The sequence below is a fragment of the Nesterenkonia muleiensis genome (genome assembly GCF_003600155.1).
Taxonomy (GTDB): Bacteria; Actinomycetota; Actinomycetes; order Actinomycetales; family Micrococcaceae; genus Nesterenkonia; species Nesterenkonia muleiensis.
Map to the genome: position 1 here is coordinate 40131 of NZ_QWLD01000009.1, position 12409 is coordinate 52539.

General features: G+C 65.3%; 11 protein-coding genes. 4 read left to right on the forward strand and 7 right to left on the reverse strand.

Annotated elements, in window-relative coordinates; translation table 11 throughout:
• Position 1 precedes the first annotated feature (1 nt).
• The 4 genes from hisN to DVO78_RS03160 are packed head-to-tail and all read right to left on the reverse strand — an operon-like array spanning position 2 to position 3864.
• Positions 2–823 (reverse strand): histidinol-phosphatase, encoded by an 822-nt coding sequence (hisN, locus tag DVO78_RS03145; RefSeq protein WP_120003366.1) that lies wholly within the window; start codon positions 821–823, stop codon positions 2–4.
• Positions 824–827: 4 nt separating this feature from the next.
• Complete coding sequence (rsgA, locus tag DVO78_RS03150) at positions 828–1892, reverse strand: ribosome small subunit-dependent GTPase A (RefSeq protein WP_120003367.1); 1065 nt, start codon at positions 1890–1892, stop codon at positions 828–830.
• Positions 1889–3205, reverse strand: coding sequence for a 3-phosphoshikimate 1-carboxyvinyltransferase (gene aroA, locus DVO78_RS03155; protein WP_202912074.1), 1317 nt, complete (start codon positions 3203–3205; stop codon positions 1889–1891). The genes rsgA and aroA overlap by 4 nt, the downstream gene beginning before the upstream one ends.
• A gap of 17 nt (positions 3206–3222) precedes the next feature.
• Entirely contained in the window at positions 3223–3864 is a 642-nt protein-coding gene (locus DVO78_RS03160; protein WP_120003369.1) for a DoxX family protein, read from the reverse strand.
• A 170-nt stretch (positions 3865–4034) separates the two neighbouring features.
• On the opposite strand from DVO78_RS03160, the gene DVO78_RS03165 reads away from it, so the two are divergent.
• Genes DVO78_RS03165 through DVO78_RS18305 form a run of 3 tightly spaced genes read left to right on the forward strand, consistent with a single transcriptional unit; the run spans position 4035 to position 5034 of the window.
• Positions 4035–4637, forward strand: a complete 603-nt coding sequence (locus DVO78_RS03165) for a sigma-70 family RNA polymerase sigma factor (RefSeq protein ID WP_120003386.1) — start codon at positions 4035–4037, stop codon at positions 4635–4637.
• Complete coding sequence (rsrA, locus tag DVO78_RS03170) at positions 4637–4912, forward strand: mycothiol system anti-sigma-R factor (protein ID WP_120003370.1); 276 nt, start codon at positions 4637–4639, stop codon at positions 4910–4912. The genes DVO78_RS03165 and rsrA overlap by 1 nt, the downstream gene beginning before the upstream one ends.
• Positions 4913–4959: 47 nt before the next feature.
• The gene (locus DVO78_RS18305) at positions 4960–5034 is read left to right on the forward strand and encodes a 50S ribosomal protein bL37 (RefSeq protein ID WP_420799048.1); all 75 of its coding nucleotides are present in this window, start codon (positions 4960–4962) and stop codon (positions 5032–5034) included.
• 64 nt (positions 5035–5098) lie between these two features.
• On the opposite strand, the gene DVO78_RS03175 is transcribed toward DVO78_RS18305, so the two are convergent.
• Together DVO78_RS03175 and DVO78_RS03180 are read right to left on the reverse strand one after the other, a co-directional pair.
• Positions 5099–5719: a GDSL-type esterase/lipase family protein gene (locus DVO78_RS03175; RefSeq protein ID WP_120003387.1), complete on the reverse strand. Its 621-nt coding sequence runs from the start codon at positions 5717–5719 to the stop codon at positions 5099–5101.
• 5 nt (positions 5720–5724) lie between these two features.
• Positions 5725–9573, reverse strand: coding sequence for a multifunctional oxoglutarate decarboxylase/oxoglutarate dehydrogenase thiamine pyrophosphate-binding subunit/dihydrolipoyllysine-residue succinyltransferase subunit (locus DVO78_RS03180; protein ID WP_120003371.1), 3849 nt, complete (start codon positions 9571–9573; stop codon positions 5725–5727).
• 127 nt (positions 9574–9700) lie between these two features.
• Between DVO78_RS03180 and guaB1 the strand changes: the two genes are divergently transcribed.
• Entirely contained in the window at positions 9701–11179 is a 1479-nt protein-coding gene (gene guaB1 / locus DVO78_RS03185) for a GMP reductase (protein ID WP_120003388.1), read from the forward strand.
• Positions 11180–11495: 316 nt separating this feature from the next.
• On the opposite strand, the gene DVO78_RS03190 is transcribed toward guaB1, so the two are convergent.
• On the reverse strand, positions 11496–12383 hold the full coding sequence (locus DVO78_RS03190) for a LysR family transcriptional regulator (protein ID WP_120003372.1): 888 nt from the start codon (positions 12381–12383) through the stop codon (positions 11496–11498).
• Positions 12384–12409: the final 26 nt, after the last annotated feature.

Sequence of the window (12409 nt, forward strand, 5' to 3'; positions counted from 1 at the left end):
GCTAAAAGTCCAATGTGGGCTCGTTCACCACCGGCTGCAGGGCGTTCAGCGCGGTCCTGTGGAGCAGGCCATTGGTGGCCAGGCCGTTGGGGCCTGTGCATCCGGGGTCATTGTCCAGGGAGGTGAATATGCCCCCAGCTTCGGTGACGATCGGCACCAGGGCGGCCATATCGTAGAGTTCCAACTCCGGCTCAGCCGCGATGTCCACGCTGCCCTCAGCCACCATGCAGTAGGACCAGAAGTCGCCGTAGGCGCGGGTGCGCCAGACCTCTTGGGTCAGTGTGAGGAATTGGTCGATGCGACCGATCTCCCGCCAGCCGCCCAACGATGAATAGGAGAAGCTGGCATCGGTGAGTGAGGAGACCTTGGAGACGTTCAGCTGTTTGGCTGCTGAGAGTGACTTGCCGGTGTAGGCGCCGCCGTCCTTGGCCGCCCACCACCGCCGGCCCAGGGCAGGGGCGGAGACCAGGCCGACCACCGGCTCCCCGTGGTCGATCAGTGCGATCAGGGTGGCCCAGACCGGGACTCCGCGGATGAAGTTCTTGGTGCCGTCGATGGGATCCAGCACCCAGCGGCGCGGACCCGAGCCTGATTCGCCGAACTCCTCGCCGTAGACGGCGTCTCGCCCCCTGGCACGGGAAAGCTGCGAGCGAATCAGCTCCTCCGCCTCCCGGTCGGCTACGGTCACCGGGGTGAGGTCCGGCTTGGTCTCCACCTCGAAGTCCATACGGGTGAAATGGGCCATGGTCTTGGCATCGACCGCATCGGCGATCATATGCGCCAAGCGCAGATCTTCGGTATAGGGGCTGGAGGCAAGGCTCATGCGATCAGCCTACGCCCAGTGACTTCTCCTGACGCTCATCCTCGCCGCCGCTGAGTGACTTCAGCAGGCTGCGCAGTGATGTCAACCTGGCGGCGCCGTGGGATCCGGCATGTCCCGCCGCCACGTAGGCGTCCAGCGCGCACCCGCCCTCAGGCGACTCATGCAGGCAACCCGGCTCGCACTCGGCTGAGCCGTCCACCAGATCCTCGAAGGCGGCGAGGACATCATCGGGGTGCACATGTGCCAGCCCGAAGCTGCGCACCCCCGGGGTATCGATGACCCATCCCTGAGGTTCCATCCGCAGCGCCACAGCCGACGATGAGGTGTGCCGTCCCCGCCCGGTGACAGCGTTGACCCCGCCGGTGGCACGGTCGGCACCGGTGAGCGCATTGACCATAGTGGACTTGCCCACCCCCGAGTGGCCGATCAGTGCCGTGACATGTCCGCTCAGCAGCTCGCGCAGCTGCGCCACCGCTGCAGCCGAAAGGGTCTGTGCGTCTTGGCGGCCGGAAATGACGGTGGTCAGATCCAGTTCCCGGTAATGCGAAACTAGACCTGCAGGATCAGCCGGGTTTCCGGCGAGGTCAGCCTTGGTGATCAGCAGGATCGGCTCGATGCCTGCGTCGAAGGCAGCGACTAGGGCACGGTCGATGAAGCCGGTGCGGGGCTCGGGATCAGCCGAGGCCACCACGATCAGCAGCTGGTCGGCATTGGCGACCACCACCCGCTCGGCATCGTCGGTGTCATCGGCGGAGCGGCGCAGCAGCGTGGCCCGCTCCTCGACCAGCACCAGCCGGGCCAGGGTGCCTTGGGCTCCGGAGGTGTCACCGACCAGCCTGACCACATCCCCGGGTGCCACCGGGATCCGCCGCAGTGCTTTGGCCCGCATGGCGGTGACCACCGCGCCATCCTCATCCAGGAAGCAGGTGTAGCGGCCGCGGTCCACCTGCACCACACGCGCCAGCTGGGCCTCCGAATAATCAGGAGTCTCCTTGGTCCGCGGCCGTGATCCCTTTTTGTTGGGCCTGATGCGCACCCGGGATTCGTCCCAGGAGTCCCATTTGCTCATGGGTCCACCAGCCCGGCCCAACGCTCGGGGAAATCGGGCATCGTCTTAGCCGTGCAGCTGATATCCTCCACCGCGACACCAGACTGTGCCAGGCCCAGCACCGCGCCGAAGGTCGCCATCCTGTGGTCGGCATAGCTGCGCACCTGTGCCCCGCGGGTAATGGGGGACAGCACGCGGAAACCGTCGTCGGTCTCCCGGGCCTGGCCGCCGAGCCTGCGGATCTCGGCCACCAGGGCCGAAATCCGGTCCGTCTCATGACCGCGCAGGTGTCCCACGGAGGTGAACTTCGTCTCACCGGAGCACAGCGCTGCCAGGGCGGCCACCGTGGGGGTCAGCTCAGCGGTCCCGTCCACCACCCCGGGAGTGCTCAGGCGCTGAGGACCCCGCACTTTCAGCGTCGCTGTGGACTCGGTGGTGGCCGAGAGATTCACTTGGCAGCCGAAGTCGGACAGCAGTTGGGGCCAGCGGCGTCCGATCTGGGTGGAGCGAAGGGGCCAGCCCGGCATGGCGACCTCCCCGCCGGTGACTGCTGCGGCACAGAGGAAGGGGCCCGCATTGGAGAGATCCGGCTCCACCCGGGCGGTGAAGGCGGCGATCGGGCCGGGCTCGACCCGCCAGGTGTAGGGAGCCGGTGAGCTCACCTGTACGCCGAGTTCCTCCAGGACCTGCAACGTCATCTCCACATGCTCCAGGGAGGGCACCTGCGTGCCTGAATGGTGCAGGGTCAGTCCCTGTGGCATGCCGGCAGCGGCAAGCAGCAGTCCGGAGACGAACTGGCTGGAGGCCGAGGCGTCAATGGTGACCTCGCCGCCCTGGACCGCCGCGGAGGACTGGAGGGTGAAGGGCAGAAAACCCGGGGCGCCCTCCTGGCTGATCTGCACCCCGAGCGCCCGCAGTCCGTTCAGTACTGCGCCCATGGGCCGGACTCTGGCCTCGGGGTCACCGTCGAAGCGCACGGTGCGTCCAGTCAGCGCAGCCACAGCGGGAAGGAAACGCATCACTGTTCCGGCTAGACCGCAGTCAATGGAGACAGGTGCTGTCCCGGCGAGGTTCGGCGGGGTGATCCTCAGGGCATGCTCGCCGCTGCCGGAGAAGTCCTGAAGGCGTTCGACCTCAGCGCCCAGGGTCTCCAGCGCTGTGAGCATCAGCTGAGAGTCCCGGGAGTCAAGGGGGTTGACGACGACGCTGGGACCTTCGGCCAATGCCGCAAGCAGCAGATAGCGGTTGGTCAATGACTTCGAGGCCGGGACGTGCACCACCCCGCGCACAGCAGACCCCGGGTGCGGAGCATTCCATCCACCACCCGGGGTCACCGCAGTCTCTGGAACAGTCAGGAGACTTTGCCCTTGGCCTTCTCGGCCTCAGCGGCAGCAGCCTTGACGGCCTTCTTGGCCTGCTTCTCCGCCTTCTTGAAGCTCTTCTTGGCGTCGCGCTCCCATGCCCTGAGGGTGCTGGAGGCATCATCACCAAGGTCTTCGGCCCATTTGACGGTCTTTTCTCCGAACTTGGTGCCCTTCTTCTTGGCCTGCTTGGAGATGTGCTCGGCACGCCAGGACAGGGAGGGCTTACCAGCCAGATCCACCACCGCCAGGCTCAGGCCTCCGGCGATGGAGAGGTTCTTCAGCAGCGTCTTGCGCTGGGAGACCTCATCGCCCTCCGCCTCCAGCGGAGCGGAGCGGAACTCCGCGTAGGAATTGACCTTGTGCACTCCGCACAGAGTGAGTGCGGCAAGGCGGGGAAACTTCCCGATGGCCAGTGCCGCACCTGCGGCAACCTGGACCCCGCCGAGAACCTGGGCGGTGAGCCTGGGCTTGGCCGCCACGGCCTCAGCCTGCGGAAAGTAGCTGGCGATATCTTTCAGGGCCGGTGAGAGCTCCTCAGCTGCCTCCTCGGGGTGGCGCAGGCTGTTCACGCCGCCGTAGATGAAGCTGGCACCCAGCAGCGGTCGGGCGATCTTGCGGATCAGGGTCATGCTTCATTCCTCCTTGCGCCGGGAATTCCGCGGCTGAAAAACGTTGTCCTCCACCAATCTATCAAGAGGGCAGGAATGTGGGGGCGTTCGCCGTCGTTCTTCTGATCATGACGACGGCAGTATTGGACCGTCCCACCCGGTATCCGGGGGTGGGCGTAGACTCAGACGTGATGAGTGTTGACCTGAATGAGGAGACCGAGGCCGCGCGGCGGACCCGGTTCGAACGCGATGCTATGCAGTACGTGGACCAGCTGTACTCGGCCGCGATGCGGATGACCCGCAATCCGCAGGACGCTGAGGACTTGGTCCAGGAGGCCTACACCAAGGCCTACTCGGCATTCCACCAGTACAAGCCCGGCACCAATCTCAAGGCGTGGCTGTACCGGATTCTGACCAATACCTATATCAACATCTACCGGAAGCGCCAGCGCCAGCCGCAGCAGGCCAACACCGACACGGTGGAGGACTGGCAGATGGCCCAGGCCGCCGAGCACACCAGCTCGGGACTGCGTTCCGCCGAGGCGGAGGCTCTGGACCACCTGCCGGACAATGACGTCAAGCAGGCCCTGCAGCAGATTCCTGAGGAGTTCCGGCTCGCGGTGTACTTCTCCGATGTCGAGGGCTTCGCCTATAAGGAGATCGCAGAGATTCTCAACATCCCGATCGGGACGGTGATGTCGCGCCTGCACCGCGGCCGGAAGCTGCTGCGCGGTCTGCTCAGTGACTATGCCCGGGAACGCGGATTCAACCGGGGCGAAGGGAGTCAAGGCTGATGGGCACCGAGAACTGCAAGGACTGTGAGACCACCGCTGAGGCCGCTCAGCGGCTGGAGCGGATCTATGCGTATCTCGACGGCGTGCTCTCCCGGAATGACATCTCCGAGGTCCAGAGCCACTTGGACGCATGCCCAGAATGCGCCTCTGACTACGATCTCGAGTGCGTCATCCGCTCAGCGGTGAGGCGCTCCTGCGCCGAGCAGGCCCCGGAGGCGCTGAAGCTGACCATCATCGAGCGAATCAGCCAGATCAAGATCGAAGCGCGGCACTGAGCTGTATCCGGTAAACTTGGCCTGGTTGTCGACGAAAGGAGTTCACTATGGGTAAGCGTGGACGCAAGCGCAAGGCACGCCGCAAGAACAACGCCAATCACGGTAAGCGGCCCAACGCCTAGAGCGCAAGAAGCCATCAGGAAAGCCCCGCCAGGTGATTCTGGCGGGGCTTTCGCATAGGCGCTCTCACTGCTGGATACCCAGCCACCGGTGCCAGCCGCGGTGCAGCACCAGCCAGGCGATGAGGCCGAAGCCGGCCTGGCCGGGACGCCCCTGATTGCCGGTGAGGTCCTCGCGCCACTGGGCGTGGTCCACCAACGGAGTGAAGATGTCCACAAAAGGGTGGCTGCGCCGTTCGGCGACGTCCTGATAGGCCCGGTTGAGCTCGGAGATCCGCCGATTGTGCTCAGGGTCCGGTCCGGGTGGGGGCCCCACCACAAAGCACCTGATGCCCTGTTGAGAGGCTCGGTCCAGGATATTGGCGAGGTTCAGCCGGGCGCGGGCTGAAGAGGTGGAGCGGAGGTCATGATCGTTGAGCGCGACCAGCAGATGGCGCTCCACAGCGTCCTCCCCGGCGACCGGGCCGAACCGCAGAGCGGCCTCAGCCTCCCAGCGTTTGGACAGTGCCTCCACACCCTCGCCGGGAACGGCAAGCACATAGGTCTCCAGGTCCAGCTCTTCCACGGGCGTTTTGGACAGCACCCGGCCCAACCACCCCAGGGCACGCGGGTCTGCGGCGGAGGTGAGCAGCTCATCGCCGAGCGCCACCACCCGGATCCGCCGGGTATGCGCCTGACCCTCCTCCATCACTGTCACAGGTCCAGGTGCGGGAAGGCTTCGGAGAGCAGAGTCTCAAGTTCCTTGGCGTGGCGCTTGGCCTGTCCCACCGAGGTCGCCGCGGAGGCCGGGCGTGCCACCAGAGAGATGTCCTGGTTCAGCAGCGGGGCGAAGTTCAGCCCGAAGAACGGCCAGGGCCCCTGGTTCTCCGGCTCGTCCTGGGTGTAGAGGAACTTTTCGGCGTTGCCGTACTTGTCGAGTTCCTCCTGCAGGGCCTCCACCGGCATGGGGTAGAGCTGCTCCAGACGCACGATGGCCGTGGTCTGGTCATCATGCTTGGAGCGAGTGGCCAGCAGATCGTAGTACAGCCTGCCGGAGACCACCAGCACCCGCTTGACCTTGGCGGGATCCACCTCGGCGTCGGGGATCACCTCCTGGAAGGTGCCTTGGGTGAAGTCCTCCACTCTGTTGGCCGCCGCCTTGAGGCGCAGCAGCTGCTTGGGGCTGAAGACGATGAGCGGACGGCGCGGTCTGGCCACGGCCTGGCGGCGCAGCAGATGGAAGTAGCTGGCACCGGTGGAGGGCATGACCACAGTCATATTGTCCTCAGCGCAGAGCTGCAGGAATCGCTCGGGCCGCCCCGAGGAGTGGTCAGGCCCCTGTCCCTCATAGCCGTGGGGCAGCAGCATGACCAGGGAGGAGCGCTGGCCCCACTTCTGCTCAGCGGTGGAGATGAATTCGTCGATGATGATCTGGCCACCGTTGACGAAGTCGCCGAACTGGGCCTCCCAGAGCACCAGGGAGTTCGGGTTCTCCACCGAGTAGCCGTACTCGAAACCGATGGCCGCATACTCCGAGAGCAGCGAGTCGTAGATGAAGAACCTGCCCTGTTCATCGGTGAGATTCTTCAGCGGGTACCACTCGTCGCCGTTGGCCCGGTCGTGGAACACCGCGTGGCGCTGCACGAATGTGCCGCGGCGTGAGTCCTGCCCAGCAAGACGCACCTCTGTGCCCTCCATGAGCAGGGAGCCGAAAGCCACGATCTCGGCGAAGCCCCAGTCGATGCCGCCCTCGCGGGACATCTTGGCCCGCTTCTCCAGCAGCGACTTCAACTTCGGGTGAGGGGTGAAGCTTTCGGGGATGTTGGTGTGCACCTCCCCGATATGGGCCAGGGCGTCCTCGGTGATCGCCGTATCCTCGGGGGAGCGCTCCGGTGTCTCGTCCTCTTCTTCGGAGGCGGTCGGAGCGACGTCGCCACTGGCGGCGCCGCCGCCGGATTCGACGGTGGAGACCGGCTGAGTCTGGGCGGCGTGGGTCTCGGTGAAGACCCGCTCCAGGCGCTGCCGGTAGTCGGCCAGTGCCTGGTCGGCCTCCTCCTGAGTGATGTCACCGCGTCCGACCAGCGCCTCAGTGTACAGGCGGCGGGTGGTGCGCTTGGCCTCCACCAGGTTGTACATCTTCGGCTGGGTCATCGAGGGGTCATCGCCCTCGTTGTGGCCGCGGCGGCGGTAGCAGACCAGGTCGATGACGACATCCTTGTTGAACCGCTGCCGGTAGCGGAAGGCCAGCTGGCCCACTCTGGCCACGGACTCCGGGTCATCGGCGTTGACGTGGAACACCGGGGCCTGGATGGCTTTGGCCATATCGGTGCAGTAGGTCATGGAGCGGGCAGCGGTGGGGGAGGTGGTGAACCCGACCTGGTTGTTGACCACCACGTGCACGGTGCCGCCGGTGCGGTAGCCGCGCAGCTGAGACATGTTGAAGGTCTCGGCCACCACTCCCTGCCCGGCGAATGCTGCATCGCCGTGGATCAGCAGCGGCATCACCGAAAAGCTGTTGACGTTGTCCGCGCCCTGGTCGAGCCGGTCCTGCATGGCCCGGACCACGCCTTCGAGCACCGGGTTGACCGCCTCCAGGTGGGAGGGGTTGGCCGCCAGGTAGACCCGGGTGGTGTTGCCCTTGTCCGAGGTGAAGGAGCCGCGGGTGCCCAGGTGATATTTCACGTCGCCGGAGCCGGTGCCGGCGTCGCGCCCTTCGAACTCGCGGAAGACCTGGGCGTAGGTCTTACCGGCGATGTTGGTCAGCACATTGAGCCGTCCACGGTGCGCCATGCCGATGGCGACCTCGTCGAGGCCTTCGTCGGCGGCCCCGGACAGGACGGTGTCCAGAAGCGGGATCAGCGATTCGCCGCCCTCAAGGGAGAACCGCTTCTGGCCGACGAACTTGGTCTGCAGGAAGGTCTCGAAGGCCTCGGCCGAGTTGAGCCGGCCAAGGATCCGGAACTGCTCATCCCGGTCGGGCTTTGTGTAGGGGTGTTCGATCTCATCCTGGAACCAGTCACGCTCCTCCGGCGACTGCAGGTGCATGTATTCGATGCCGGTGTTGCGGCAGTAGGTGTCGCGCAGCACCCCCAGGATGGAGCGCAGCGGCAGACTCTGCTGGCCGCCGAACCCGCCGGTGGGCCATTCACGTTCCAAGTCCCAGAGGGTGAGGCCGTGGTTCTCGATGTCCAGGTCCGGGTGGGAGCGCATCTTGTACTCCAGCGGATCCACCGAGGCCATCAGATGACCGCGCACCCGGTAGGCGTGGATCAGCTGCTGGATACGGGCGACCTTGTTGACCTGCTCCTCGGGGTTGACCTGGATATCCGCCGACCAGTGGATGGGCCGGTAGGGGATGCGCAGGGCTTCGAAGATCTCCTCATAGAACTCATCCCTGCCCAGCAGCAGCTCGTGGATGGTCTTGAGGAACTCCCCAGAACCGGCCCCCTGGATGACCCGGTGGTCGTAGGTGGAGGTCAGGGTGATGATCTTCGAGACCGCCAGGTTGTTCAGCGTCTTCTCCGAGGCGCCCTGGAACTCCGCTGGGTACTCCAAGGCTCCGACGCCGACGATCACAGCCTGCCCCTTGGACAGCCGTGGCACTGAGTGTACGGTGCCGATTCCTCCAGGGTTGGTCAGGCTGACCGTGGTACCGGCGTAGTCGCCGGGGGTGAGCTTGTTGTTGCGGGCCTTCTTAACCAGATCGTCATAGGCGGACCACCACTCGGTGAAGCTCAGCTCCTCCGCGCCCTTGACATTGGGCACGATCAGCGCCCGGGTGCCGTCGGGTCGCGGCATATCGATGGCCAGTCCGAAATTCACGTGTGCCGGCTGGATTGCGGTGGGCTTGCCGTCGATGACGTCATAGGTGACGTTCATCGAGGGGTGTTCGCCCAGCGCCTTGAGCATGGCGAAGCCCACCAGGTGGGTGAACGAGACCTTCCCGCCACGGGTGCGCTTGAGGTGATTGTTGATCACTGTGCGATTGTCGATCAGCAGCTTGGCCGGGACAGCGCGCACTGTGGTGGCGGTGGGCACCTCCAGCGAGGCGTCCATATTGGAGGCGATCGCCTTGGCGATGCCTTTCAGCGGGGTGTGCTCGTCCTTCTTCTCCGCTTTGTCATCGGAAGCTTCCGGCGCGCTCGGCTCGGAGGGGATCGGGCGGGTCGGGTCGGCTTTCCGGGTCGCGGGCTGGCGCGGGGCCTGCGGCTTGTCCGCAGGTTTCGCCGACTGCTCGCTGCGAGGCTTCTGGGAGGCTTCCGGCTCGGCAGGCTTGGCGGTGGCCGGCGTGGTCTCCTCCTTGGGAGGCTTCTGGTTGGCCGCAGAGGGCTCAGAGTCTACGTTGCGCCGGGGCGCCTGCTTGGCGCCGGAACCGGACTGCTCGGCCTTCTGGGCCTTCTCCGCTGCGCCGTTGGTGGACTCTGACTCCAGGCGGCGGAAGATATCCGCCCACTTTCGGTCCACTGAGTCCGGATTATTGCGGAACTTGTCATATATGTCGGCGACCAGCCATTCGTTGCCGGGAAATTCCTCCGCAAGACGGCTGGACGTTAGCTCTGGCACTGTGGATACGCCTCTTCCATTGTGATCTGATTGCCGGGCACGGCATTGTGCGTCAGTGGATCATTCTCCACTCCAGCATAGTGACTTTCTGGTACGAGTTGCCACCGTTCGCGGTATCGTGTCCATGATGCATCTGATCAGTGACCCCGGCTATGACCTGACCTACGCGGACGTGTTTCTCATTCCGTCCCGCTCAGAGGCGTCTTCTCGCTTCGACGTGGACCTTTCCACCGATGACGGCACCGGCAGCTCCACCCCTCTGGTGGCTGCCAATATGACAGCAGTGACCGGCCGCCGGATGGTGGAGACTCTGGCCCGCCGAGGCGGGCTCGGCATCCTGCCCCAGGATGTGCCCACCGAGATCATCCGGGAGGTCACCGCCTGGGTCAAGGACCGTCACCCGGTGCTGGAAACTCCGCTGAAGGTCACCGGGGCCGACACCGTGCTCGATGTGCTCCATCTGCTGGACAAGCGCAACCACGGGGCTGTCTGTGTGCTCGACGAGGCAGGGCAGCTGGCCGGAGTGGTGACCGCTGCCGACGGTGAGGGAGTGGACAGGTTCTCCTCGGTGGCCTCGGTGATGCGGATGCCGCAGGTCCAGTTCACCGCCGATGACCTGTTTGAGCACGACGGCGCCCCCGCCGCGTCTCTGGAGCCGGCCTTCTCCGCGATGGAAGCCGCCGGCACCGACTACGCCCCGGTCACCACCGGCTCCGGTGAGTTGCTGGGAGTCCTCACCCGGGCCGGCGCGCTGCGCTCCACGATCTACCGCCCCAACCTCGACGCCGCTGGCCGGCTGAAGGTCGGCGCGGCCGTCGGCATCAACGGCGATGTCCGTGCTAAGGCTGAGGCGCTGCTGGAGGGTGGAGTGGATGTGCTGGTGGTCGACACCGCGCACGGGCATCAGCAGAAGATGCTCGAGGCCCTGGCCGAGGTGCGTGCGGCCATAGAATCCACTTCATTGGTGGTGCCGGTGGTGGCCGGGAACGTAGTCACCGCTGAAGGCACCCGGGAGCTGGTGGCGGCCGGGGCCGATATCGTCAAGGTCGGTGTGGGTCCCGGGGCCATGTGCACCACGAGGATGATGACCGCGGTCGGGCGTCCTCAGTTCTCTTCGGTGCTGGAGTGCGCTGAGGCAGCCCGAGACCTGGGCGCTCACGTCTGGGCCGACGGGGGAGTGCGGTATCCGCGGGACATCGCTCTTGCCCTGGCCGCAGGGGCCTCCTCGGTGATGGTCGGATCCTGGTTCGCCGGAACCTTTGAGTCCCCCGGGGACCTGCTGACCGCGGCCGACGGCCGGCGCTACAAGGAGAGCTACGGTATGGCATCGGCCCGTGCGGTGCAGCACCGCACCTCTTCGGAGTCTGCCTTTGCCAGGGCGCGCAAAGGCATGTTCGAAGAAGGCATCTCGACCTCCAGCATGTTCCTGGACCCGGCCAGCCCGGGCGTTGAGGACCTCATCGACTCCATCACCGCCGGGGTGCGCTCCTCCTTCACCTATGCCGGGGCGCGCTCGCAGGCGGAGTTCCGGCAGCGCGCGGTCGCCGGTGTGCAGTCGGCCGCCGGCTACGAAGAGGGCAAACCGGTGCCCGCCGGATGGACCTAGCGTTAGCCTCGGTGCCGTGTGGCTGTATGTCTTGAGGCCCGCATCCGCTCGAGTGAATATTCCGGCGATGGGCAGAGGCCGCCCTGTGGGGAATGAGCACCTATTGGGTTCGGCAGGCCCGAAAGAGACCGCATGGTCTTCGGGCAGGTATCCGATTGCCTCGCCCGCGACCTTTGAGACTCCGTAGAAGCCGTCTGGGCGAGACGCTCACTGGCCGGGGCTGTGGGTGCGCCATGCGGAACTAATGGCTTGGGAGCGAGGTGTCATTGTCGTCTGCCATGGGGCGGTTCCCACCAAGGTTTAGGGAACCTGTCGGTTAGTTGATGCCTTGGGCGAGGATGAAGTCGTTAAGGCGCTGGGTCACCGCCGTCTGGGTGACCGTCGCCGATGTCAGGGCGATTCTGCGGGTGTGGTCTTCGCCAGTAAGTGGGACCTCGAGGGTCCCCTCAACAGGCTGATGACTGTGTGGCAGGAGGGCGACGCCGAGTCCACGACTGATCAGTTCGCGAATGGTGGCGAACTCGGTGATCTCGATCCCGATGTTCGGTTCGTAGCCGGCGCGACGGCACCAGCGTTCGGTGAGTTGGCGCAGGTTGTAGCTGGTGGGATTGGCGATGAAGCGGGCGTCCTGAAGTTCCTCGAGCTCGATGCATGCCCGGCCGGCAAGGTGGTGGTCTTTGGGCAGCACTGCGTTGATCTGCTGAGTCGCGAGAATGGTGTGCTTGAGATCTGCTGGTGGCGGGATCGTGATCGCCAGGTCGAGCTCTCCAGTCCGGAGGTCTTCGATGAGGGCAGAGCCGTGCGCTTGTTTGAGTTGAAGACGGACGCCGGGATGCCTCAGGTTGAACTCGGCCAGCATATCGGGCACCGCGCCTGACCCCATGGTCAGGGGGAACCCGAAACGGACCGTACCGTGGTCCGGATCGGCAGTCTCAGTGACCTGCGCGATGGACATCTCGATGTCGTGGAGCGGACCTCGGATCAGCTGTGCGAGCCGCAGAGCAGACGGAGTAAGACGCACCGTTCTGCCATCACGAATCAGCAGTGGCATATGCAGCGTCTCTTCGAGTGCGTGGATGCGTCGGCTCATCGATGATTGCGGGATCCCGAGCGCCGAAGCGGCTCCAGTCATGTGACCGCCTTGAGCCGCGACCTCCGTGAGTGCACGAAGCTGTGGAGCCAGGCTTGTCACCCATTCATCCATATGAGGATTATATCGACCTGAAAGTT